The organism is Litorivita sp. NS0012-18 (assembly GCF_040371945.1).
Taxonomy (GTDB): domain Bacteria; phylum Pseudomonadota; class Alphaproteobacteria; order Rhodobacterales; family Rhodobacteraceae; genus Litorivita.
In genome coordinates, this window is the sequence record NZ_BAABWS010000007.1 from 16,640 (window position 1) to 37,719 (window position 21,080).

The 21,080-nt window shown below is 63.7% G+C and carries 15 protein-coding genes; 8 read left to right on the forward strand and 7 right to left on the reverse strand.

Annotation, left to right across the window (positions count from 1 at the left end; translation table 11 throughout):
- Window positions 1-188: 188 nt before the first annotated feature.
- Entirely contained in the window at window positions 189-2,453 is a 2,265-nt protein-coding gene (locus ABWV64_RS15495; RefSeq protein ID WP_353346907.1) for an adenosylcobalamin-dependent ribonucleoside-diphosphate reductase, read from the reverse strand.
- Between the two features lie 196 nt (window positions 2,454-2,649).
- Between ABWV64_RS15495 and ABWV64_RS15500 the strand changes: the two genes are divergently transcribed.
- A complete protein-coding gene (locus ABWV64_RS15500) occupies window positions 2,650-3,081 on the forward strand; it encodes a DUF1489 family protein (RefSeq protein WP_353346909.1) in 432 nt (143 codons plus the stop codon).
- A gap of 6 nt (window positions 3,082-3,087) precedes the next feature.
- Here ABWV64_RS15500 and hisG read toward each other — a convergent pair whose 3' ends face one another.
- From hisG to hisS, 3 genes are read right to left on the reverse strand one after another with little or no spacing between them, the layout of a single operon-like run.
- Window positions 3,088-3,783, reverse strand: coding sequence for an ATP phosphoribosyltransferase (gene hisG / locus ABWV64_RS15505; protein WP_353346911.1), 696 nt, complete (start codon window positions 3,781-3,783; stop codon window positions 3,088-3,090).
- Window positions 3,780-4,862: an ATP phosphoribosyltransferase regulatory subunit gene (locus ABWV64_RS15510; RefSeq protein WP_353346913.1), complete on the reverse strand. Its 1,083-nt coding sequence runs from the start codon at window positions 4,860-4,862 to the stop codon at window positions 3,780-3,782. Before ABWV64_RS15510 ends, hisG begins: the two co-directional genes overlap by 4 nt.
- Window positions 4,862-6,421, reverse strand: a complete 1,560-nt coding sequence (gene hisS, locus ABWV64_RS15515; protein ID WP_353346915.1) for a histidine--tRNA ligase — start codon at window positions 6,419-6,421, stop codon at window positions 4,862-4,864. The genes ABWV64_RS15510 and hisS overlap by 1 nt, the downstream gene beginning before the upstream one ends.
- A 174-nt stretch (window positions 6,422-6,595) precedes the next feature.
- On the opposite strand from hisS, the gene ABWV64_RS15520 reads away from it, so the two are divergent.
- Window positions 6,596-6,790, forward strand: coding sequence for a SlyX family protein (locus ABWV64_RS15520; protein WP_353346917.1), 195 nt, complete (start codon window positions 6,596-6,598; stop codon window positions 6,788-6,790).
- 24 nt (window positions 6,791-6,814) lie between these two features.
- On the opposite strand, the gene ABWV64_RS15525 is transcribed toward ABWV64_RS15520, so the two are convergent.
- The 3 genes from ABWV64_RS15525 to ABWV64_RS15535 form a co-directional block, all read right to left on the reverse strand.
- The gene (locus ABWV64_RS15525; protein WP_353346919.1) at window positions 6,815-8,161 is read right to left on the reverse strand and encodes a hypothetical protein; all 1,347 of its coding nucleotides are present in this window, start codon (window positions 8,159-8,161) and stop codon (window positions 6,815-6,817) included.
- A 101-nt stretch (window positions 8,162-8,262) separates the two neighbouring features.
- Window positions 8,263-11,772 carry a DNA polymerase III subunit alpha gene (gene dnaE, locus ABWV64_RS15530; protein WP_353346921.1) on the reverse strand — a complete coding sequence of 1,170 codons (3,510 nt, stop codon included), beginning with the start codon at window positions 11,770-11,772 and terminating at the stop codon, window positions 8,263-8,265.
- A 47-nt stretch (window positions 11,773-11,819) separates the two neighbouring features.
- Window positions 11,820-12,626 (reverse strand): DUF6544 family protein, encoded by an 807-nt coding sequence (locus tag ABWV64_RS15535; RefSeq protein ID WP_353346923.1) that lies wholly within the window; start codon window positions 12,624-12,626, stop codon window positions 11,820-11,822.
- A gap of 265 nt (window positions 12,627-12,891) precedes the next feature.
- Between ABWV64_RS15535 and xdhA the strand changes: the two genes are divergently transcribed.
- The 6 genes from xdhA to ABWV64_RS15565 are packed head-to-tail and all read left to right on the forward strand — an operon-like array spanning window position 12,892 to window position 21,059.
- A complete protein-coding gene (gene xdhA, locus ABWV64_RS15540) occupies window positions 12,892-14,286 on the forward strand; it encodes a xanthine dehydrogenase small subunit (protein ID WP_353346925.1) in 1,395 nt (464 codons plus the stop codon).
- Complete coding sequence (gene xdhB / locus ABWV64_RS15545; RefSeq protein WP_353346927.1) at window positions 14,283-16,607, forward strand: xanthine dehydrogenase molybdopterin binding subunit; 2,325 nt, start codon at window positions 14,283-14,285, stop codon at window positions 16,605-16,607. Before xdhA ends, xdhB begins: the two co-directional genes overlap by 4 nt.
- Window positions 16,597-17,550, forward strand: a complete 954-nt coding sequence (gene xdhC, locus ABWV64_RS15550; RefSeq protein ID WP_353346929.1) for a xanthine dehydrogenase accessory protein XdhC — start codon at window positions 16,597-16,599, stop codon at window positions 17,548-17,550. The genes xdhB and xdhC overlap by 11 nt, the downstream gene beginning before the upstream one ends.
- A complete protein-coding gene (locus tag ABWV64_RS15555) occupies window positions 17,547-19,070 on the forward strand; it encodes an ABC transporter ATP-binding protein (protein ID WP_353346931.1) in 1,524 nt (507 codons plus the stop codon). The genes xdhC and ABWV64_RS15555 overlap by 4 nt, the downstream gene beginning before the upstream one ends.
- Window positions 19,057-20,139, forward strand: coding sequence for an ABC transporter permease (locus tag ABWV64_RS15560; protein WP_353346933.1), 1,083 nt, complete (start codon window positions 19,057-19,059; stop codon window positions 20,137-20,139). The genes ABWV64_RS15555 and ABWV64_RS15560 overlap by 14 nt, the downstream gene beginning before the upstream one ends.
- Complete coding sequence (locus tag ABWV64_RS15565; protein WP_353346935.1) at window positions 20,139-21,059, forward strand: ABC transporter permease; 921 nt, start codon at window positions 20,139-20,141, stop codon at window positions 21,057-21,059. The genes ABWV64_RS15560 and ABWV64_RS15565 overlap by 1 nt, the downstream gene beginning before the upstream one ends.
- The last annotated feature ends 21 nt before the right edge of the window (window positions 21,060-21,080 follow it).

Here is a 21,080-nt window from a genome sequence, read left to right on the forward strand (position 1 = left end):
ATCGTATCAACGTCTGATGATGTCTTCAGTCCAGCGCAATCTCGATCGTCTGTCCCTGTCAGACTTGCGAACGGCCCCGGGAGAAATCCGAGGCCGTTTTCTCATATCACCAGCCAAAATGATCTATTGAAACGTTTAGGTCATGTCGCGTGAAACGCCACATCAATCTACAAAACCGGCGCGCTAGATCATCCGCATTTGCTATGGCCGCAGCTCGAGCAGGTCATGCAGCCTTCGACCATCATCAAGGTATATTGACCGCAAGAGGCACAGGCCTTGCCTTTGGGGCGGCTGTCGAGGCCCATGGCTTCGGCTTGCGGGTCGGCCTTCAGGCCCATGCCTTCGCCCTCGATGAAGCCGATCGAGATGAGGTGGCGCTCCAGCACCCCGCCGATGGCCGCGAGGATCGAGGGGATATATTTGCCTTCCATCCATGCGCCGCCGCGCGGGTCGAACACGGCTTTGAGTTCCTCGACCACAAAGGACACATCCCCCCCGCGCCGGAAGACGGCGGAAATCATCCGCGTCAGCGCCACGGTCCATGCGAAATGCTCCATATTCTTGGAGTTGATGAAGACCTCGAAGGGGCGGCGATGCCCGCCCATCACGATGTCATTCACCGTCAGATAGATCGCATGTTCGGAATCGGGCCATTTGAGCTTATAGGTCGCGCCGTCCAAGGATTTGGGCCGCTCCAGCGGGTCGGCCATATAGATCACATCGGCGCCGTGATCGACCTCGGGGCTTTCCTCGCTTGTCTCCGAGACGCTCAAAACCGATCCGGTCACATCATTGGGCCGGTAGGTGGTGCAGCCTTTGCAGCCGGTTTCATAGGCCTGCATATAGACGTCTTTGAAGCTTTCGAAATCGATGTCTTCGGGGCAGTTGATGGTTTTCGAAATCGAACTGTCGATCCATTTTTGCGCCGCCGCCTGCATTTTGACGTGGTCCGCAGGGGCCAGAGTTTGCGCATTGGTGAAATAGTCGGGCAAGGGCGCATCGCCCATTTTGTCGCGCCACATCTGCACGGCGTAATCGACGACTTCCTCTTCGGTGCGCGATCCGTCCTTTTGCAAAACCTTGCGCGTATAGGCATAGGCAAAAACCGGCTCGATACCCGAGCTAACATTGCCCGCATAAAGCGAGATGGTGCCCGTGGGCGCGATCGAGGTCAGCAAAGCGTTGCGGATTCCATGTTCGCGGATCGCGCCGCGCACGTCCTCGTCCATCGCCTGCATCGTGCCGGAGGCGAGGTAAGGCTCGGCGTCAAACAGCGGGAAGGCGCCTTTTTCCTTGGCCAGATCGACCGAGGCCAGATAGGCGGCGCGGGCGATTGCCTTGAGCCAGTCTTCGGTTTGCTGCGCCGCCTCGTCCGAGCCATAGCGCAGGCCGACCATCAGCAACGCATCGGCCAATCCGGTCACGCCCAAACCGATCCGGCGTTTGGCATGGGCCTCGCGCGCTTGCGCCTCCAGCGGAAACTGGCTGGCGTCGACGACGTTGTCCATCATCCGCACGGCCACGGCGACAAGCTCCTGCATCGCCTCGGCGTCCAGAGAGGCCGCCGCATCAAAAGGATCCTTGACCAGACGCGCCATATTGATCGACCCCAAGAGGCAGGCGCCGTAGGGCGGCAAAGGCTGCTCGCCGCACGGATTGGTGGCGGCGATGTCTTCGCAGTAATTGAGGTTGTTGGCGGCGTTGATCCGGTCGATGAAAATCACCCCTGGTTCGGCCACATCATAGGTGCCCTGCATGATCTGGTTCCACAGATCGCGCGCATCCATCGTGTGATAGACCTTGTCGCCGAATTTCAAATCCCAAGGGCCGTCGGCCTTGACCGCTTCCATGAAATCATCGGTGATCAGAACCGACATGTTGAACATGCGCAGGCGGGCCGCGTCGGCCTTGGCGGTGATGAAATCCAGAACGTCAGGGTGGTCGCAGCGCATCGTCGCCATCATCGCACCGCGGCGCGAACCGGCGGACATGATGGTGCGGCACATCGCATCCCACACATCCATGAACGACAAGGGGCCGGAGGCATCCGCCGCCACGCCCAAAACATCCGATCCGCGCGGGCGGATGGTCGAGAAATCATAGCCGATGCCGCCGCCTTGCTGCATGGTCAACGCCGCTTCCTTGAGCATGTCGAAAATGCCCGCCATGCTGTCGGGGATCGTGCCCATGACGAAACAGTTGAACAGCGTCACCTTGCGCGCCGTGCCCGCCCCTGCGGTGATGCGCCCTGCGGGGAGGAATTTGAAATCCTCCAACGCGCCGTAAAACACCTCTTCCCACTTCGCCGGCTCTTTTTCCACCTCGGCCAAAGAGCGCGCGATTCGCCGCCATGTGTCCTCGACCGATTGATCGCGCGGCGTGCCGTCGGCGTCTTTCAGTCGGTATTTCATGTCCCAAATCTGTTCGGCGATGGGGGCGGCAAAACGGCTCATAAGGCGATCCTATTGGGGTTTTGGCTACGTGGCAGCAGCGTCTGTTCGGGTTGCACAGCAGGGGCAAAATACAGATTCGCCCGCCCGCCGCGCAGGGGCGTGAAGGCTTTTGAACCTACGCGGATGCCCTCTTCGGGTCAACTTGCCATTGCCCCTCTTGGCCCTATATTTGACCGCAAGACCTTGGGACGTGGCGATGACAACACACATACATCTTGTGAAACTTTCTGTCGGCACCGAGGGTGTGGATGACCTTGAGGCATGGCAAAAACTGCCCCAAACCCACACGGCGGACGGGTTGCCGCGCCATGTCACCCGCATGTGGCCCAAGCGCGAGCCACAGATTTTGGCAGGCGGATCAATCTATTGGGTGATCAAGGGCCAGATCCAAGCGCGCCAGCGCATCTTGCGGCTAGAAGAGGTGGACCGCGGCGACGGTATCCGCCGCTGTGCCATCGTTCTGGACCCGCATCTGATCCGCACCGCCAGCGCCCTGCGCCGCCCGTTCCAAGGCTGGCGCTATCTCAAACCCGAAGACGCGCCCAAGGATTTGCCGCAAGGGCGCGAGGGCGATGATGCCCTGCCGCCCGAATTGTCGGCGGCGCTGGCCGATATCGGGCTTTTGTGAGCGCGCTCAATCGACCTTGAGTTTGGCCGCGAGGGTCTTGAGCGTCGCGCGCTCGGTCTCGTCCACCTCGGCCATGCGCGAGCGAAACAGCGTCGCTTGCGATTTGAGCATCAAACCGTCGTCGAGCAATTTGAGATGGTTGGCGCGGATCGTCTCGCCGGTCGAGGTGATATCGGCCACCGCTTCGGCGGTCTCGTTGCGCACGGTGCCCTCGGTCGCGCCTTGGCTGTCGACCAATTGGTAATCGGCCACGCCGTTGTCGCGCAAAAACTCGCGCACCAGACGGTGGTATTTCGTGGCGATGCGCAACCGAAAGCCGTGATTGGCGCGAAACTGCGCGGCGGCGGCGTCCAGATCGTCGATGCAATTCACATCGACCCATCCGTTCGGCACCGCGATAATCAAATCGGCATGGCCAAAGCCCAAGGGCGCAAGCTCCTCGACCTGCATCTCCCATCCGGCCAGCTTTTCGCGGATCAGATCGGTGCCGGTGACGCCCAGATGGATGCGCCCCGCCGCCAGTTCGCGCGGGATTTCGCCCGCCGAGAGCAGCACCAGTTCAACACCCTCGATCCCCTCGACCGCGCCGGAATATTCGCGCTCCGATCCGGTGCGCGCCAAGGTCACGCCGCGCGCGCCGAACCAGTCAAAGGTCTTTTCCATCAACCGGCCCTTGGAGGGCACACCCAGTTTGATGCTCATGCGCCGCCTCCCAATTCGATCATCAACCCCGGCCGGATCACCCCGCCCACGGCGGGAATTTCCGCGCCCTGCCCGAGCACGCGGGTGAGCGCATCATAGCGCCCGCCCGAGGCCACGGCGGGCAGATCGGGGCGCGCCTCGGCATAAAAGCCAAAGACGAAACCGTCGTAATATTCCATCTGGCTGCGCCCGTAGGAGGCTTCGAAATCGAGGTTCTCGACATCGATGCCGCGGCGCGACAAGGCCTCCATCCGCGCTTCGATCCGGTCCACGGCGGCGGTGATGGCGGGCATGTCGACGGTGATATCGCGCAGCCGCTCCAGCGCGTGCGGCAAGGTCTCGCGCACGTCCAGAATGGAATCGATCACCAAAACATCGCCTTCGGAAATCGGCGCGGCGGCGGCATCCTCGCGCAGCGCGGCGATGCGCGCTTCGACTTCGGCGCGGCTGCGCAATCCCATCTGCACCGCCCCCTCGAAGGGGTCGTCTTGAGCCAAAAGCACGGCGCGGCTGGCAGGCGGCGGCGTGCGCCCCGCAAAACGGTCGAGCAGCGCGCGAAACCGGCGCGGCCGCCAGATATGGCGCATCAAGGCGGCGCGGCGTTTGTCGGTGGTCTGCAAGGCGGCGACAGCGGCGGTCAGCACCCCCATATCCCCCGTGGCGGCCCGCACCGGCAGATCGCCCAGCGCCTCGAAGATGCGCGCAAAGACCTCTGCATCGGCCTCGGCGGGGTTTTGCGTGTCGAAAATCTCGTATCCGACCTGCAGGTATTCATTGGCGCGGTCGGGATTGTCCTCTTGGCGGCGAAACACCTCTCCGGCGTAGGTATAGCGCGCGGGGGTGGCGCCGTGGCGCATGTGCATCTGCACCACCGGCACGGTGAAATCGGGGCGCAGCATCTGCTCGCCGCGCAGCGCATCGGAGGTCACATAGGCGCGCCCGCGGATGTCCTCGCCGTAAAGGTCGAGCAAAACCTCGGCGGGTTGCAGCACGGCGGTTTCCACCGGCAAAGCGCCCGCGGCCTCGAATGTCGCGCGCAATTGCGCGGCCGCGTTGCGGATCATCAAACGGTCGGGCATCAGGCCTCCTCGCCCTGCTCTATGGCGGCGGCGGGGGCGTGCAGCGCCACGATCTCGGCGACTTTGTCGACCATCTGGGCGCGCGGCACTTCGAACTGGCTGGGCCGGTCCTTCCATTCTTCCAATGTGGCGGTCTGGGCGATCTGCGCGCCAAGGATCAGGTCCTTGATCTGCACCACGCCTTTTTCCTTCTCGTCGCCGCCTTCGATCACCGCCACGGGCGACAGACGTTTGTCGGCGTATTTCAATTGGTTGCCGAAGTTTTTCGGATTGCCCAAATAGACCTCGGCGCGGATGCCTGCGGCGCGCAATTCGCTGGCCATGGCCTGATAATCGGCCATGCGGGCCTTATCCATGACCGTGACGATCACCGGTCCTTGCTCTTGCGAGGTGATCCGGCCTTTTTCGCGCAGCGCGGCCAGCAACCGGTCCACCCCGATCGACACGCCGGTGGCGGGCACGGATTGGCCGGTGAAACGTTTGACCAGATCATCATAGCGCCCGCCGCCCGCGACCGAACCGAATTGCCGCTTACGGCCTTTCTCGTCGAAAATCTCGAATGTCAGTTCGGCCTCGAACACGGGGCCGGTGTAATAGCCAAGGCCGCGCACCACCGACGGGTCGATGTCGATCCGCGCCGCGTCATAGCCCCCCGCCGCGACCAGAGCCGCGATCTGCTCCAGCTCTTGGACGCCTTCAAGGCCGATCTCGCTGCTGCCCACCGAGGCGGTGAGATTGGCCAGCGTTTCGGCGGTGGTTGCGCCTTTGGACGTCAGGAAGGCGAGGACAGGCTCGATTTGCCCCTCGCTCAGCCCCACGCCGTCGATATAGGCCCCCGAGGCGTCCAGACGCCCCTTGCCGAGCAATTCGCGCACGCCCGCCGCGCCGACCTTGTCGAATTTGTCGATGGTGCGCAGGATATTGGCCTCCCAAGCGCCGCGGTCCTCATAGGAGGCGGGCGGAGCATCGGCGGTTTGCGCTTCTGCTGCGGCCACGGCCTCCAGCACGCCATTGAGAACCTTGCGGTTGTTGACGCGGATCACGTAATCGCCGCGCGGGATGCCCACGGCCTCCAACGTATCGGCCAGCATCATGCAAATCTCGGCATCCGCGGCCACGGATGGCGCGCCGACCGTATCGGCATCGCATTGATAAAACTGGCGAAACCGCCCCGGTCCGGGTTTTTCATTGCGCCACACCGGACCCATCGCATAGCGGCGGTAGGGAGTGGGCAAATCATTGCGATGCTGCGCATAGACGCGGGCCAGAGGCGCGGTCAGATCATAGCGCAGCGCCAGCCAATCGCCCTTGCCGTCCTCGTCGGCCTCCTGCCATGCAAAGACGCCCTCGTTGGGCCGGTCCACATCGGGCAAAAACTTGCCCAAGGCCTCGACCGTTTCGACGCCGGAGCTTTCCAAAGCGTCAAAACCGTAGCGATGATAGACCCCTGCAATCTTGCGCAGCATCTCGCCGCGCTCGGCCACTTCGGCGCCGAAATAATCGCGAAACCCTTTGGGCGGGAGCGCCTTGGGGCGGGGTTGTTTCTTTTGCTTGGACATCAGCCGGTTCCTTGCGGGCAAATCTTGCGCCGCGTTTAGCCGATGGGGACCGCAGGGGCAAGCGATGCAGGGCGCGCGCGCCCAAAGCCCCCCTGCACCGCGCGCATGATCGGGCGCGGATTACCCCGTTTTGGTCAGTTGACGCGGTTCAGCATCAAACGTATGTGTTAACACATGCAAGTCCTTGAAGAGAAAATCGCCCATCTGATCCGCATCACCGAAGATTTGTCGGAGATCGTCGCACGTCAGGAGACCGAGATCGCCATGCTGACGCGGCGTGTGCAGATGCTCATGGAGCGCGAGGCCGAACGCGAGGCAGGCGCCGACGGGCAGGTCTATATCGGCGACGAGCGCCCGCCGCATTGGTAGGCGCCCCTCGCGTCTCTCGGGCGCTCAGGGCGCTTTGATATCCTTGGCCAGCACCGCCCCGTCATGGAGCAACAGATTCGTCCAGCGCGCGTTATCGCCATATCGCTCATAGACCGAGACAAAGACCGTATCGCGCTCCAGCATGCCGATTTTATTGCCGCAAGGTTTGCCGCGCGGCGCGCCGCAGACCTTGGATTTCACCTTTTCATAGGCCTGATCCGCTGCGCCTTTCTGGCGCTGTTTGGCGGGGAGCAGATATTGCAACCGTTCATACATCGAGGCCGAGCCAAAAACCGCCAAAGCGGCGGTGAACTGGCGCGCGCAGCCATCGGCAAAGCCGGTCATATAGAACGTATGGGCGGTGGTATGGCCGGGCAGGCTGTCGTAGAGCCGGTATTTGGCGCGCCGCTCGGGATAGCTGGCGACCTCCTTGCCCATCGCCGAGGTCGGCAGGTTGCAAATATGGGCGATCTCGCCGTAGGGCAGCTGCGTGCCATAGGCGACGGCCAAGGCGTCGGGGCCGTTTGCGCGGCGCGGGGCGGCGGACTTGGCGGCGGCAAGTTTACCGAAGAACCCGCCGCCTTTGCGCGGCGCGGCGGCAGGGGTATCGCCCAGCGCCTCGGCGGAGGGTGCGGCGGATGCCTTGCCCGATGGCGTGTCCGCTTGCGGGGCGGCGGCGAGTGCGGGCGGCACGGCGGCCAAGGTCAGCGGCGCCTCCTGCCCGCCCGCACCGGTGTTGCGATTGCGCTTGAACAAGGCCGCCAGCCCCTTGCGGGCGGGTTTGGCGCTCTCGGGCGGGGTAGATGCGAGGGCGGGTGCGAGCGCGGGCGCGGGCGTGGCTGCGGCAGTATCCGGCGCGGCGGGTTGGGGCGCGGCTTGCGCTGCCGGATCGGGCGCGGCCAGCGCTGCGGCGACGGGCGGCTCCGGCTGCGCTTCGGGCGCTTTGCGGCCCAATCCCAAAGCCGCGAAAATCCCGCGTCTTGCGGGGGCGGCCTCCTCGGGCGGCGGGGCGCTTTGCGTCTCGGCCATTGCTGCGCTTTGCGCCTGTGCCAGTGGGTCGCTTTGCGCCTCGGCCACTGGGTCGCTTTGCGCGTCTGGCGGCGGCAGGTCTTGCGCGGGCGCGGAAACTTCGGGGGCTGTGGGGACTGCGGCGGGGGCTTTCTTGCGCAACAGGCGCGCAAACAGGCCTTCGTCCGCCTCTTGCGGAGCAAGCTCGGCGGGGGCAGCCATGGCTTCGGCTTGCGGCGCATCCTCGGCCAAGGGCACCTGCGACAGGCGCGGCATTTTATCGATCGGATCGCCGCATCCGGCCAAGGCCAAAAGCGCCGCCGCCATGATCATATGCCGTTTATGAATGCTCTGTCTTTCCACGCCTTTGACCCATCCCCTGATCCTCGCATGACACAGGGTTTACAAAAACTTGCGCCGCGCGGCTATAGGCCATTCGCCTATCAGCGGCGCATAGCGCAAAGTCAGACCTCTTCGACCTCGATCACCCCGTCGAGGCTTTTGATCGCGCCCTTGATTTGCGGGGTGACGGGGTATTCGCGGCCTGTGTCGACCTCGACCTCGCCCGGCAGGGCCGGATCCATCAGGCAAAAATAGATCGGCCCGCGCCCGCCGGATTTGACGCTTTGCGCCGCCCCGTCGAGCACAGATGCGACCGAGGAGACCGCCGCCGCATCCTCGACGAAAATCTTGAGCCCCACCGCCCCCGCATCGGCCACCACCCCGTCGATGGGCGCGATGGAACGGGCCAGCAATTTAAGCTGGTCGCTCTCCATCGTTGCCTCGGCGGTGACGACGACCTTCATGCCGGTTTCGATGTGATCGCGGCATTTTTCCAACGTGTCAGAGAAAATCGTGACCTCATAGGCGCCGGTGGTGTCGCTGAGCTGGGCAAAGGCGAAACGGTTGCCGCGCGCGGATTTGCGCTCTTGGCGCCCCGCCACGATGCCCGCCAGTTTGGCGATGAACGGGCCGCCCTCGGCCTTGGCGGTGACCTCGTCGAGGGTCAAAACCCCCTTGCGTTTGAGCGGCACCATATAGTCGTCGAGCGGATGGCCCGAGAGGTAGAAGCCGATGGCCTTGAACTCTTCGCCCAAGCGTTCGGCGGGCATCCAGTCATTGACCGGCGCGATGCGCGGTTCGGGCAAATCATCGCCCGCCTCGCCGAACAAGGAGACCTGATTGGAGCTTTTTTGCTCGTGGATCGCGGCGGAATAGGCGACCAGCGCATCAAGGCTGTCAAAGACGCGGCGGCGGTTTTTGTCCAGCTCGTCAAAGGCGCCCGAACGCGCCAGCATCTCCAAGGGCCGCTTGCCGACGCGTTTCAAATCGACGCGGCGGGCCAGATCGAACAGCGTGGCAAAGGGTTTGTCGGCGCCGTCCACCTTGCGCCCCTCGGTGATCAGGCGCATCGCCTCGACCCCGACGTTTTTGAGCGCGCCCAGCGCATAGACCAAAGCGCCCTGTTCAACCTTGAAGGTCGCATCCGAGCGGTTCACGCAGGGCGGAACATAGGGCAATTCGAGCCGCTTGCGCACCTCTTCGAAATAGACGGCCAATTTGTCGGTCAGATGGATATCGCAATTCATCACACCGGCCATGAATTCGACCGGATGATTGGCCTTGAGCCATGCGGTTTGATAGCTGACCACGGCATAGGCAGCGGCGTGGGATTTGTTGAAACCGTAGTTGGCGAATTTCTCCAAAAGGTCGAAAACTTCCGACGCCTTTTTGGCAGGCACGCCGTTCTCGGCCGCGCCTTTTTCGAACTTCGGGCGCTCGGCGTCCATCGCCTCTTTGATCTTTTTGCCCATGGCGCGGCGCAGCAGGTCGGCGCCGCCAAGCGAGTATCCCGCCATCACCTGCGCAATCTGCATCACCTGTTCTTGATAGACGATAATCCCTTGGGTTTCTTCAAGAATATGGTCGATCAACGGGTGGACGGATTCGATTTCCTTGAGGCCGTTCTTGACCTCGCAATAGGTCGGGATGTTCTCCATCGGACCGGGGCGATAGAGCGCCACGAGGGCGACGATATCCTCGATACAGGTCGGCTTCATCCGCTTGAGCGCGTCCATCATGCCGGTGGATTCCACCTGAAACACCGCCACGGTTTTTGCGCTGGCGTAAAGCTTGTAGGTCGGTTCGTCGTCGAGCGGGATATGGCCGATGTCGTTCTCGGCCCCCTCGGCGGGTTCATAAAGCTGCCGCCCGTCCGCCGAAACATGCAAATCGCGCCCGCCGCGGTGGATTTGCTCGATCGCGTTCTTGATCACCGTCAGGGTTTTGAGGCCGAGAAAGTCGAATTTCACCAACCCCGCCTGTTCGACCCATTTCATGTTGAATTGCGTCGCGGGCATGTCCGAGCGCGGGTCTTGATAAAGCGGCACCAAAGCGTCCAGACGCCGGTCCCCGATCACCACGCCCGCCGCGTGGGTCGAGGCATTGCGCAAGAGCCCCTCGACCTGCATCCCGTATTTCAAGAGCCGGTCCACGACCTCTTCGTTTTTCGCCTCCTCGCGCAGGCGTTCCTCTTGCGCCAAGGCTTGCTCGATGCTGACGGGTTTGACCCCCTCGACGGGGATCATTTTGGACAGGCGGTCGACCTGCCCGTAGGGCATTTGCAACACGCGGCCGATGTCGCGCACGGCGGCTTTGGACAAGAGCGCGCCAAAGGTGATGATCTGCCCGACTTTGTCGCGGCCGTATTTCTCTTGCACATAGCGGATCACCTCTTCGCGGCGGTCCATGCAAAAATCGATGTCGAAATCGGGCATCGACACCCGTTCGGGATTGAGGAAGCGTTCGAACAGCAGGCTGTAGCGCAACGGGTCAAGGTCGGTCACCGTGAGCGCATAGGCGACAAGGCTGCCCGCGCCCGACCCGCGCCCCGGACCCACGGGAATATCGTGATCCTTGGCCCATTTGATGAAATCCGCAACGATCAGGAAGTAACCCGGAAAGCCCATGCCCTCGATGATATCCAGCTCGAAATCGAGCCGTTCCTGATAGGCCTCGACCGTATCGGCATGGGGGATCACCGCAAGGCGCGCTTGCAGGCCCTCATTGGCCTGACGGCGCAATTCTTGCACCTCGTCATCGGCGAATTTGGGCAAGATCGGATCGCGCCGATAGGCACCAAAGGCGCAGCGCTTGGCGATTTCAATCGTGTTTTCAATGGCTTCGGGCAGGTCGGCAAAGAGGGTGATCATCTCTTGCTGCGACTTGAAGTAATGCTGCGGGGTCAGGCGGCGGCGCGGTTCTTGTTGATCGACATAGGCCCCTTCGGCGATGCAGATCAACGCATCATGGGCCTCATACATTTCGGTTTTGGGGAAATAGACATCATTGGTCGCCACAATCGGCAGGTCCATCGCATAGGCCATTTCCAAAAACCCGCGCTCGGTGGATTTTTCCGCCTCGGGCAATCCGCCATCGACGGGGTGGCGCTGCAATTCGACGTAAAGCCGATCCGGATAGGCGCGCGCCAGACGCTGCATCAAGGCTTCGGCGGCAGGGCGCTGCCCCGCTTGAAAATAGCGGCCCACAGGCCCGTCCGGCCCGCCGGTCAGGCAGATCAGCCCCGCGCTATTGGCCTCAAGCTCGGCCAATGTGACCTGCGGCAATTGCCCGCCCTTATCGACGTAAAGGCAGGTGTTGAGCCGCATCAGGTTCTCGTATCCGGCCTCGTTTTGCGCCAGCAGGACCAAAGCCGCCGGATCGCGCTCTTTCTCGCCGGGGGCAGCCTCGTGATAGGCGACATCGACTTGGCAGCCTTGGATCGGTTGCACCCCTGCCCCGCCCGCCGTCACCGCAAATTCCAGCGCGGCGAACATGTTGTTGGTATCGGTCACCGCCACCGCAGGCATGTCCATATCACTGCACAGGGCAGGCAATTTTTTCATCCGCATCGCCCCTTCGAGAAGCGAATATTCGGTATGGACGCGCAGGTGGATGAATCGGGGGTCACTCATACCGCGCAGCCTAACGAAGCCGTGCGCGGCGGGAAAGAGCGCGCGCCCTATTCGACGCGATATTTCGTGATGCGCCCGCGAAAATAGGGCACATATCGGCCCTCGCGGATATATCCGACCTCGCCCGCCAAAGGGATGCGGCGCCCTGCGACGGTCTCAAAATCGCTGAAACGGCCCTCCCAATCATAGGTGGCGGGCTGGCCCGACGGGTCGGTTGCGGGGCGCGCTGCGGCCTGCATTTTCACCAGATCGCCATCCCTCACCGTAAAGGTCACGGCGGCGCCGTTCGGGGCGCTGACCTGCCAGCGCCCCGCCTGCAAAACCTGCCAGCGCAGATCGCCGTTGGAGAGCACGGCATCGGGCGCCCAAGGCAGTTCGGCCAGATAGCGCATCGCCTCGGCCAGATCGATCTGCGCGCCGCGCGCCGTCACCACTGGGAAGGCGCCCAGAAGCCGCACGCTCAGCACTCCCTCGCCGTGCGTGTAGCTGTCGGTCACGGCGACCAAGGGCAGCGGCCCGATGCCGCCTTGGCGCGCGCGCCACAAAAATCCCAGCGAGGTGAGCGAGATCTCTTGCTCCGCCGTGATCGCCTTCCACCCCGCATCGGGTTGCAGCTCCATCTGCGCCTCTTGGTGCAACAGGACGCGGCGATGGCCCGTCAGCGCGCCGCTGCGGATCGCCCAATCGCGGATTTGCGGCGGCAGGGCCTGCGCGGCGGGCAGGGTCGCCGCCTCGGCCGCCGCCATGCGCGCGCGCAACCCGCGCGTCAAAACACCGGTGCGCCATAGCCCGAAAGCCAAAGCTGCCCCGACCAGCAGGGCCAAAACCGATATGATCAGCGCCGCGATTCTCATAGCGCAATTGTGCCTCTGCCCCGCCCCGAGGTCTTTGGCCCAGATCAAAAACAGGGCGCGCCGCCGCCGATATGGCCGCCCAAAAAGCAGGCATACGCCCATTCTCGCGGCGAACCCCTCGCGGGTTTTTCTTGCCGCACGGCGTTTTGATGTGCTTATCTATGCGAGGCCTTGGGAGAGGCTGGCAAAGGCCGTCTGTTTTCTACGTCGCATCGAAGACAGGCACGGGGTCACGATCATCGGTAAGGCGGCAGGTTTTACATATATGGATATCACCTTTCTTCTCAACGGAGAGAGCGTGTCGATCAAGAAGGTGGCGCCGATGGCCACCCTGCTTGACTGGCTGCGCGAGACGCGCGGGTTGACCGGAACCAAAGAGGGCTGCAACGAGGGTGATTGCGGCGCCTGCACCGTGATGGTGCGCGACGAGGGCGGCGCGCGCGCGCTCAACGCCTGTATCTTGCTCTTGCCGCAGCTACACGGCAAATCCATCCGCACCGTCGAGGGCATCAGCGCGCCGGATGGCGCATTGCATCCGGTGCAAGAGGCGATGGTCGCCCATCACGGCTCGCAATGCGGGTTCTGCACGCCGGGGTTCATTGCCTCGATGGCGGTGGCGCATCGCAATGGCGAGACGGATTTCGACACGGCTCTGGCCGGCAACCTGTGCCGTTGCACCGGCTATGCGCCGATCATCCGCGCCGCCAAGGCCGCCGCCGCCGCGCCCGTCCCCGCGTGGATCGAGGATGACCTGCCCGCCCTGCCCGCGCCGCCTGCCCCGCCGCAGGCGGGCGATATGGGCGGCGATGTGGCCTTGCCGCGCAGCGCCGATGATCTGGCCGCGTGGTATCTCGCCCATCCCGATGCGACATTGATCGCGGGGGCGACGGATGTGGGCCTTTGGATCACCAAGGCCCTGCGCGAGATCAAAAGCGCCGCCTTCTTGCACCTGTGCAGCGATCTGCAAGGGATCGAGGAAACCGAGGACACCCTGCGCATCGGGGCGGGGGTGCGCATTGCCGATCTGATCCCCGTGATGGACCGTTTGCACCCGTCTTTTGGCGCGATGCTGCGCCGCTACGGGTCGGCGCAGGTGCGCGGCGCGGCGACATTGGGCGGCAATATCGCCAATGGCTCGCCCATCGGGGACGGGCCGCCGCCGCTGATCGCGCTTGGCGCGCGGCTGCATCTGCGCAAGGGCGCGGCGCGGCGCGAGATCGCGCTGGAGGATTTCTTTATCGACTATGGCAAACAGGACCGCGCGGCGGGCGAATTTGTCGAGGCGGTAACGGTGCCGAAACAGGCGGACAGGCTCAAGGTTTACAAACTGTCCAAACGCTTTGATCAGGATATCTCGGCGGTCTGCGGCGCGTTCAATATCACCCTAGAGCGCGGCGTGGTGAGCGCCGCCCGCATCGCCTTTGGCGGCATGGCGGGCACGCCCAAACGCGCCGCCGCCGCCGAAGCCGCGCTCATTGGCGCGCCTTGGAGCGCGCAGACCCTGCGCGCCGCCATGGCGGCAATGGCGCAAGATTACACCCCGATGAGCGATGCGCGCGCCTCCGAACGCTACCGTATGGGGGCGGCGCAAAATATGCTCTGGCGCTATTGGCTCGAAGATCGCGGCGACAGCCCCCTTTTGACGCAGGTGAGCGCATGAGCACCGATCACTCCGCCCTGCCGCATAAACCCCTGCCCCATGACGCCGCCGCTTTGCATGTCACGGGCGCGGCGCGCTATGTCGACGATATCCCGACGCCCGCAGGCACCCTGCATATCGCCTTTGGCCTGTCCGAAGTGGCGCGCGGGCAGATCACCGAAATGGACCTTGGCGCGGTGCGCGCCGCCGCTGGCGTCGTGGCGGTTCTGACGGCCGATGACCTGCCCTTTGCCAATGATGTCTCGCCCTCGGCCCATGACGAACCGCTGCTCAGCGATGGCAGCGTGCATTACATCGGCCAGCCGGTCTTTGCCGTGGTCGCGACCAGCCATCTTTTGGCGCGCAAGGCGGCGCGGCTGGCCCGTATCGCCTACCGCGAGGAAACACCGATCCTGACCATCGACGAGGCCCTCGCCGCCGGTGCGCGCTTCGAAGAGGGGCCGCGCATCTACGCCAAGGGCGATGCGCAGGCGGCGATCGACGGCGCGGCGCATGTGATCGAAGGCCGCATCGAGATGGGCGGGCAGGAGCATTTCTACCTCGAGGGGCAAGCCGCGCTCGCCCTGCCGCAAGAGGGCGGCGATATGGTGGTGCATAGCTCGACCCAGCACCCGAGCGAGATCCAGCATAAAGTCGCCGAAGCCATCGGCGCGCCGATGCATGCGGTGCGGGTCGAGACGCGGCGCATGGGCGGCGGATTTGGCGGAAAAGAAAGCCAAGGCAATGCTTTGGCGGTGATCTGCGCCGTGGCGGCGCGGGCATTAGGGCGGCCGTGCAAGATGCGCTATGACCGCGATGACGATATGATCATCACCGGCAAACGCCATGATTTTCGCATCACCTACCGCGCGGGATTTGACGCAAACGGCCTGCTGGCGGGGGTGAGCTTCGGGCAATATACCCGCTGCGGCTGGGCGCAGGATCTGTCGCTGCCTGTGGCGGATCGCGCCATGCTGCATGCCGACAACGCCTATCACATCCCCCATATCCGCATCGAAAGCCACCGTTTGCGCACCAATATGCAATCGGCCACCGCCTATCGCGGCTTTGGCGGACCGCAGGGGGTATTGGGGATCGAACGGGTGATGGACCACGGCGCGCATGTGCTGGGGATCGATCCGGTCGATCTGCGCCGCCGCAACTATTATGCGCCCGCATCGGCGCACGCGCGGCAAACCACGCCCTACGGCCAAGAGGTCGAAGATTTCATCTTGCACGAGATGACCGAGCATTTGCTGCATAGCGCCGATTACGCCGCCCGCCGCGATGCGGCGGCCGCATGGAACGCCGCCCATCCCACGATCAAACGCGGCATCGGGTTCTCGCCGGTGAAATTCGGCATCTCCTTTACCCTCACCCATCTCAATCAGGCGGGGGCCTTGGTGCATGTCTATCAAGACGGATCGGTGCATTTGAACCACGGCGGCACCGAGATGGGCCAAGGGCTGTTTCAAAAGGTCGCGCAAGTCGCCGCCGCGCGCTTTGGCGTCGGGATGGAGGCGGTCAAGATCACCGCGACGGACACCGGAAAAGTGCCCAATACATCGGCCACGGCGGCCTCTTCGGGCAGCGATCTGAACGGGATGGCGGTCAGGGCGGCTTGCGACAACATACGCACACGTATGGCCGAGCATCTGGCCGAGCGCCACAATTGCGCGGTCTCGGACGTGCGCTTCGACGGCGGTATGGTGACGGCGGGCGAGACGGCCCTGCCCTTCGCCGAGGCGGCGAAATCGGCCTATGAGGCGCGGGTCAGCCTCTCGGCCACGGGGTTTTATGCCACGCCCAAAGTCGCGTGGGACCGGATCAAAGGCGAGGGGCGCCCGTTTTTCTATTTCGCCTATGGCGCGGCCATCACCGAGGTCGCCATCGACACATTGACCGGCGAGAACCGCATTTTACGCGCCGATATCGTGCATGACGCAGGCCGCAGCCTCAACCCCGCGCTCGACATCGGGCAGATCGAGGGCGGCTATGTGCAAGGCGCGGGATGGTTGACCTGCGAGGAGCTGGTGTGGGACGACAAAGGCGCGCTGAAAACCCATGCGCCCTCGACCTATAAAATCCCCGCCGTGTCGGACCGCCCCGATGTGTTCAACGTCGCGCTGTGGGATGCGCCCAACCGCGAAGAAACGATCTACCGCTCCAAAGCCGTGGGCGAGCCGCCCTTCATGCTCGGGATTTCGGCGTTTTTGGCGATGAGCGATGCGGTGGTGGCGAGCTCCTGCGCCTGCGGCGGGGGCGCCTATCCGGCGATGGATGCCCCCGCCACGCCCGAACGGATATGGGCCACGATCGAGGGGCAGCGCCATGGCGGATAACACCGGATTTGACCTTGCCGCCCTGCGCGCGGCGCTGGCCCATGCGCCGCAGGTGGCGCGGGTGGTCGTCGCAAATGTTCGCGGCTCCGCCCCGCGCGAAATCGGCGCGGCGATGCTGGTGTGGGAGGGGCCTCACGGGCGGGAGCAATCAGGCACCATCGGCGGCGGGGCTTTGGAATATGAGGCGGCGAAAGCGGCGCTCGACGGGCCGCATCCGCGCCATAGCGCACAGGCCCTCGGCCCCGATCTGGGTCAATGCTGCGGCGGGGCGGTGGAGTTGTTTTTCGATCTGTTCACCGCCGCCGACCTGCCCGCATTGGACGGGCGCGAGGCGGTGGCGCGCGGCGCAGGCGAGATGCCTTTGCCGGTGCGCCGCGTGATGCAAGAGGCCCGCGCCCAAGGCCAAAGACCACGGGCGCAATACCTCGGCGGATGGATGATCGAACCCTTGGCACAGCCCAAGCGCAGCCTGTGGATTTGGGGCGCGGGCCATGTGGGGCGCGCCTTGGTGGATGTGCTCGCGCCGCTGCCCGATTTCGACATCACATGGATCGACACGGGCACCGAGCGTTTTCCCGATCCGCTCCCCGAAGGCGTCACCGCCCTGCCCGCCGCCGCGCCCGAAACATTGGCCCGCCATGCGCCGCAAGAGGCCGAGCATCTGGTGCTGACCTATTCGCATGCGCTCGATCTGGCGATCTGCCACGCGCTTTTGATACGCGGCTTTGGTTTTGCGGGGCTGATCGGGTCCAAAAGCAAATGGGCGCGGTTTCGCAACCGTCTGGCCGCGCTTGGCCATAGCGCCGAGGCGATTGCCCGCCTGACCTGCCCCATCGGCGCGCCGCAGCTTGGCAAACACCCCCAAGCCATTGCTGTCGGCACCGCCAGCGCATTATTGCAACAGCCGCCAAGCGCCTCGGCGCGAAAGGAGATTTGCGCATGAGCGAGGTATTGCTCTCGATCGAGGGGCTGACCAAAGCCTACCCGGGTGTGGTCGCCAATGACGATGTGTCTTTCGACATCAAACGCGGCGAGGTGCATGCTTTGCTGGGCGAGAATGGCGCGGGCAAATCGACCTTGGTCAAGATGATCTATGGCCTCGTCAAACCCGACAAAGGCGCGATGACGTTGAACGGCGCGCCCTATGCCCCGCCCGAGCCGCGCGCGGCGCGGGCCTCGGGGGTGGCGATGGTGTTTCAACATTTCTCGCTTTTCGATGCGCTCAATGTCGCCGAAAACATCGCGCTTGGCATGGAAAACCCGCCCTCGCCGCGCGATCTGGCGCCGCGTATCCGCGAGGTGTCGGAGGCCTACGGATTGCCGCTCGATCCCTTCCGCACGGTGGGCGATCTGTCGGCGGGCGAGCGCCAGCGGGTCGAGATTATCCGCTGCCTGTTGCAAGATCCCAAGCTATTGATCATGGACGAGCCGACCTCGGTTCTGACCCCGCAGGAGGTGGAGATCCTGTTCCAGACCCTGCGCAAACTGTCGGCCGAGGGCACCGCGATTCTCTATATCAGCCACAAGCTCGAAGAAATCCGCGCCCTATGCGACGAGGCGACGATTTTGCGCCTTGGCAAGAAGGTCGGCGAATGCACCCCGCGCGAGGTCAGCGCCGCGCAGATGGCCGAGATGATGGTCGGCACGGCGCTCACCGCGCCCAAACGCCAAAGCGGCGCGGCGGGGGATGTGGCGCTCGAAATCACGGGGCTGTCCTTGGCCTCGCCTTCCGAATTCGGCACCGCGCTCAAGGATGTGCATCTTGCCGTGCGGCGCGGCGAGGTTCTGGGCATCGGCGGGGTGGCGGGCAACGGTCAGGACGAGCTTTTGGGCGCGCTGTCGGGCGAGTTGCGCAGCCGCGCCGATGCGATCCGCTTTGGCGGCGCGCCGGTCGGCACGGCGGGGCCGAAAGCGCGGCGGCGCATGGGCATTCTGACCGCGCCCGAAGAGCGTTTGGGCCATGCGGCGGCCCCCGATATGAGCCTGACGGAGAACGCTCTATTGACGGGGGCAGAGCGCGAGAACCTCTTGGCGCGCGGCTTTCTCAAATGGGGCGCGGCGCGCGGCTTTGCCGAGAAGATCATCGAAACCTTCGATGTGCGCACCCCCTCGGCGGGCACGGCGGCGCGGGCCTTGTCGGGGGGCAATTTGCAAAAATTCGTCATCGGCCGCGAGGTCTTGCAGCGGCCGGAGGTTTTGGTGGTGAACCAACCGACATGGGGCGTGGATGCCTCTGCCGCCGCCGCGATCCGGCAGGCCTTGCTTGATCTGGCGGCCCATGGCGCGGCGATCATCGTGATCTCGCAAGATCTGGACGAGTTGATGGAAATATCCGACACATTTGCCGCGCTCAACGAAGGGCGGCTGACGGCGATCCGTCCGGCGGCGGGGCTGACGATCGAAGACATCGGCCTGATGATGGGCGGCGCGAGCGATATGGAGGTGGCCCATGTTTCGGCTTGAAAAACGGCCCCAGCCGTCCAAGGCCTTTGCCTATCTGACGCCGGTTCTGGCGGTGGTGGCGACGATGATCGCGGGCGGGCTTTTGTTTGCCGCGCTCGGCAAGGCGCCCTTGGAGGCGATCCGCACGATTTTCTGGGAGCCGCTCTTTGGCGAGTTTTCCTTTTACTACCGCCCGCAGCTTTTGGTCAAAGGCGCGCCTTTGGTGCTGATCGCCATCGGGCTGAGCCTCGGGTTTCGCGCCGGTATCTGGAACATCGGCGCCGAGGGGCAATATATCGTCGGGGCGATTTGCGGCGCGGGCGTCGGGCTTGCCTTTTATCCGATGGAAAGCTGGATCATCTTTCCGCTCATGGTGCTGGCGGGGGCCATCGGCGGGATGCTTTGGGCGATGATACCGGCGCTTTTGAAGGTGAAATTCGGCACCAACGAGATTTTGGTCAGCCTCATGCTGGTCTATGTCGCCGAGCAGCTCTTGGCCTCTATGTCTTTGGGATTGTTGAAAAACCCCGAAGGCTTCGGCTTTCCGGGAAGCCGCAATCTGCAAAGCTATGCCTCGGCGCATAATGCCGATCTGATCGAGGGATCGGGGATGCATTGGGGCGTGGTCTTTGCCTTTATCGCGGTGATTTTCGCCTATATCCTGCTCAATCGGCATTTGCTTGGCTATTCCATCCGGCTCACCGGCGAGGCCCCGCGCGCGGCGAAATTCGCAGGGGTCAATCCGGCGCGGCTGATCTTGTTCTGCCTTGGCACCTCGGGGGCTTTGGCGGGTCTGGCAGGGCTGTTCGAAGTCGCAGGCCCCGCGGGGCAGATCAGCATTGATTTCAACACCGGCTACGGGTTCACCGCGATTATCGTCGCCTTTTTGGGGCGGCTGCATCCGGTGGGCATCTTGCTGGCGGGGCTGCTCATGGCGCTGACCTATATCGGCGGCGAGATCGCCCAAGGCAGCCTTGGCCTGCCCGCCTCCGCGATCCAGATGTTTCAGGGGATGCTTTTGTTTTTCCTGCTGGCGGTGGATGTTTTGACCAATTACCGCATTCGATTTGCCCAAAAGGGAGCCGCATGATGGACCTCAGTGCAATCAACCCCGCGCTGCTTCTGGCCTCGCTGATGGTGGCGGCCACGCCGATCCTTCTGGCGGGCATCGGCGAATTGATCACCGAAAAGGCGGGGGTTTTGAACCTTGGCGTCGAAGGCATGATGATCACCGGCGCGATATGCGGATTTGCCGCCACGATCGAAACCGGCTCTCCGGCGCTCGGCTTTGCCTGTGCGGCGCTTGGCGGGGCGGGGTTGTCGTTGCTCTTTGCCTTTTTGACGCAATTCACCTTGGCCAATCAGGTCGCCTCGGGCCTTGCCCTGACGCTCTTCGGGCTGGGGCTGTCGTCGCTGCTGGGCCAAGGCTATGTGGGGCTCAAACCGGTCTCGACGCCCAAACTCGACATTCCGCTGCTCTCCGACATCCCCTTTGTCGGGCAGGTTCTGTTTCAACATGACCTGATGGTCTATGTCGCCCTTGGCCTTGTCGCCGCCGTTTGGGCGGTGCTCAAATACAGCCGCGCGGGGCTGATCTTGCGCGCCGTGGGCGAAAGCCATGATGCGGCCCATGCGCTTGGCTATAAGGTGGTGCGCATCCGCATTGCGGCGATCATGTTCGGCGGGGCCTGCGCCGGTCTGGGCGGGGCCTACATCAGCCTGATCCGCGTGCCGCAATGGACCGAAGGCATGACCGCAGGGGCCGGATGGATCGCCTTGGCGCTTGTGGTCTTTGCCTCTTGGAAACCGTGGCGCGTGCTTTTGGGCGCCTATCTTTTCGGCGGCGTCACCGTCTTGCAACTCAACTTGCAAGCGGCGGGTCTTGCCATTCCTGTAGAATACCTTTCCATGTCCCCATACCTGATCACCATCCTCGTGCTGGTCATCATGTCCTCGGACCGCAGCAAGGCACCCGCCTCGCTCGGCCGGATTTTCCACGCCTCGCAATGAGGCACTGCTGCCACATAAAAA

What these genes read in the sequence shown, in the direction of transcription:
- ABWV64_RS15565 (WP_353346935.1), top strand. Translation starts at nt 20,139, where the DNA reads ATGGACCTCAGTGCAATCAACCCCGCGCTGCTTCTGGCCTCGCTGATG.
- xdhA (WP_353346925.1), top strand. Translation starts at nt 12,892, where the DNA reads ATGGATATCACCTTTCTTCTCAACGGAGAGAGCGTGTCGATCAAGAAG.
- ABWV64_RS15535 (WP_353346923.1), bottom strand. Translation starts at nt 12,626, where the DNA reads ATGAGAATCGCGGCGCTGATCATATCGGTTTTGGCCCTGCTGGTCGGG.
- xdhB (WP_353346927.1), top strand. Translation starts at nt 14,283, where the DNA reads ATGAGCACCGATCACTCCGCCCTGCCGCATAAACCCCTGCCCCATGAC.
- ABWV64_RS15560 (WP_353346933.1), top strand. Translation starts at nt 19,057, where the DNA reads ATGTTTCGGCTTGAAAAACGGCCCCAGCCGTCCAAGGCCTTTGCCTAT.
- xdhC (WP_353346929.1), top strand. Translation starts at nt 16,597, where the DNA reads ATGGCGGATAACACCGGATTTGACCTTGCCGCCCTGCGCGCGGCGCTG.
- ABWV64_RS15555 (WP_353346931.1), top strand. Translation starts at nt 17,547, where the DNA reads ATGAGCGAGGTATTGCTCTCGATCGAGGGGCTGACCAAAGCCTACCCG.
- hisG (WP_353346911.1), bottom strand. Translation starts at nt 3,783, where the DNA reads ATGAGCATCAAACTGGGTGTGCCCTCCAAGGGCCGGTTGATGGAAAAG.
- ABWV64_RS15510 (WP_353346913.1), bottom strand. Translation starts at nt 4,862, where the DNA reads ATGCCCGACCGTTTGATGATCCGCAACGCGGCCGCGCAATTGCGCGCG.
- ABWV64_RS15500 (WP_353346909.1), top strand. Translation starts at nt 2,650, where the DNA reads ATGACAACACACATACATCTTGTGAAACTTTCTGTCGGCACCGAGGGT.
- ABWV64_RS15520 (WP_353346917.1), top strand. Translation starts at nt 6,596, where the DNA reads ATGCAAGTCCTTGAAGAGAAAATCGCCCATCTGATCCGCATCACCGAA.
- hisS (WP_353346915.1), bottom strand. Translation starts at nt 6,421, where the DNA reads ATGTCCAAGCAAAAGAAACAACCCCGCCCCAAGGCGCTCCCGCCCAAA.
- ABWV64_RS15495 (WP_353346907.1), bottom strand. Translation starts at nt 2,453, where the DNA reads ATGAGCCGTTTTGCCGCCCCCATCGCCGAACAGATTTGGGACATGAAA.
- dnaE (WP_353346921.1), bottom strand. Translation starts at nt 11,772, where the DNA reads ATGAGTGACCCCCGATTCATCCACCTGCGCGTCCATACCGAATATTCG.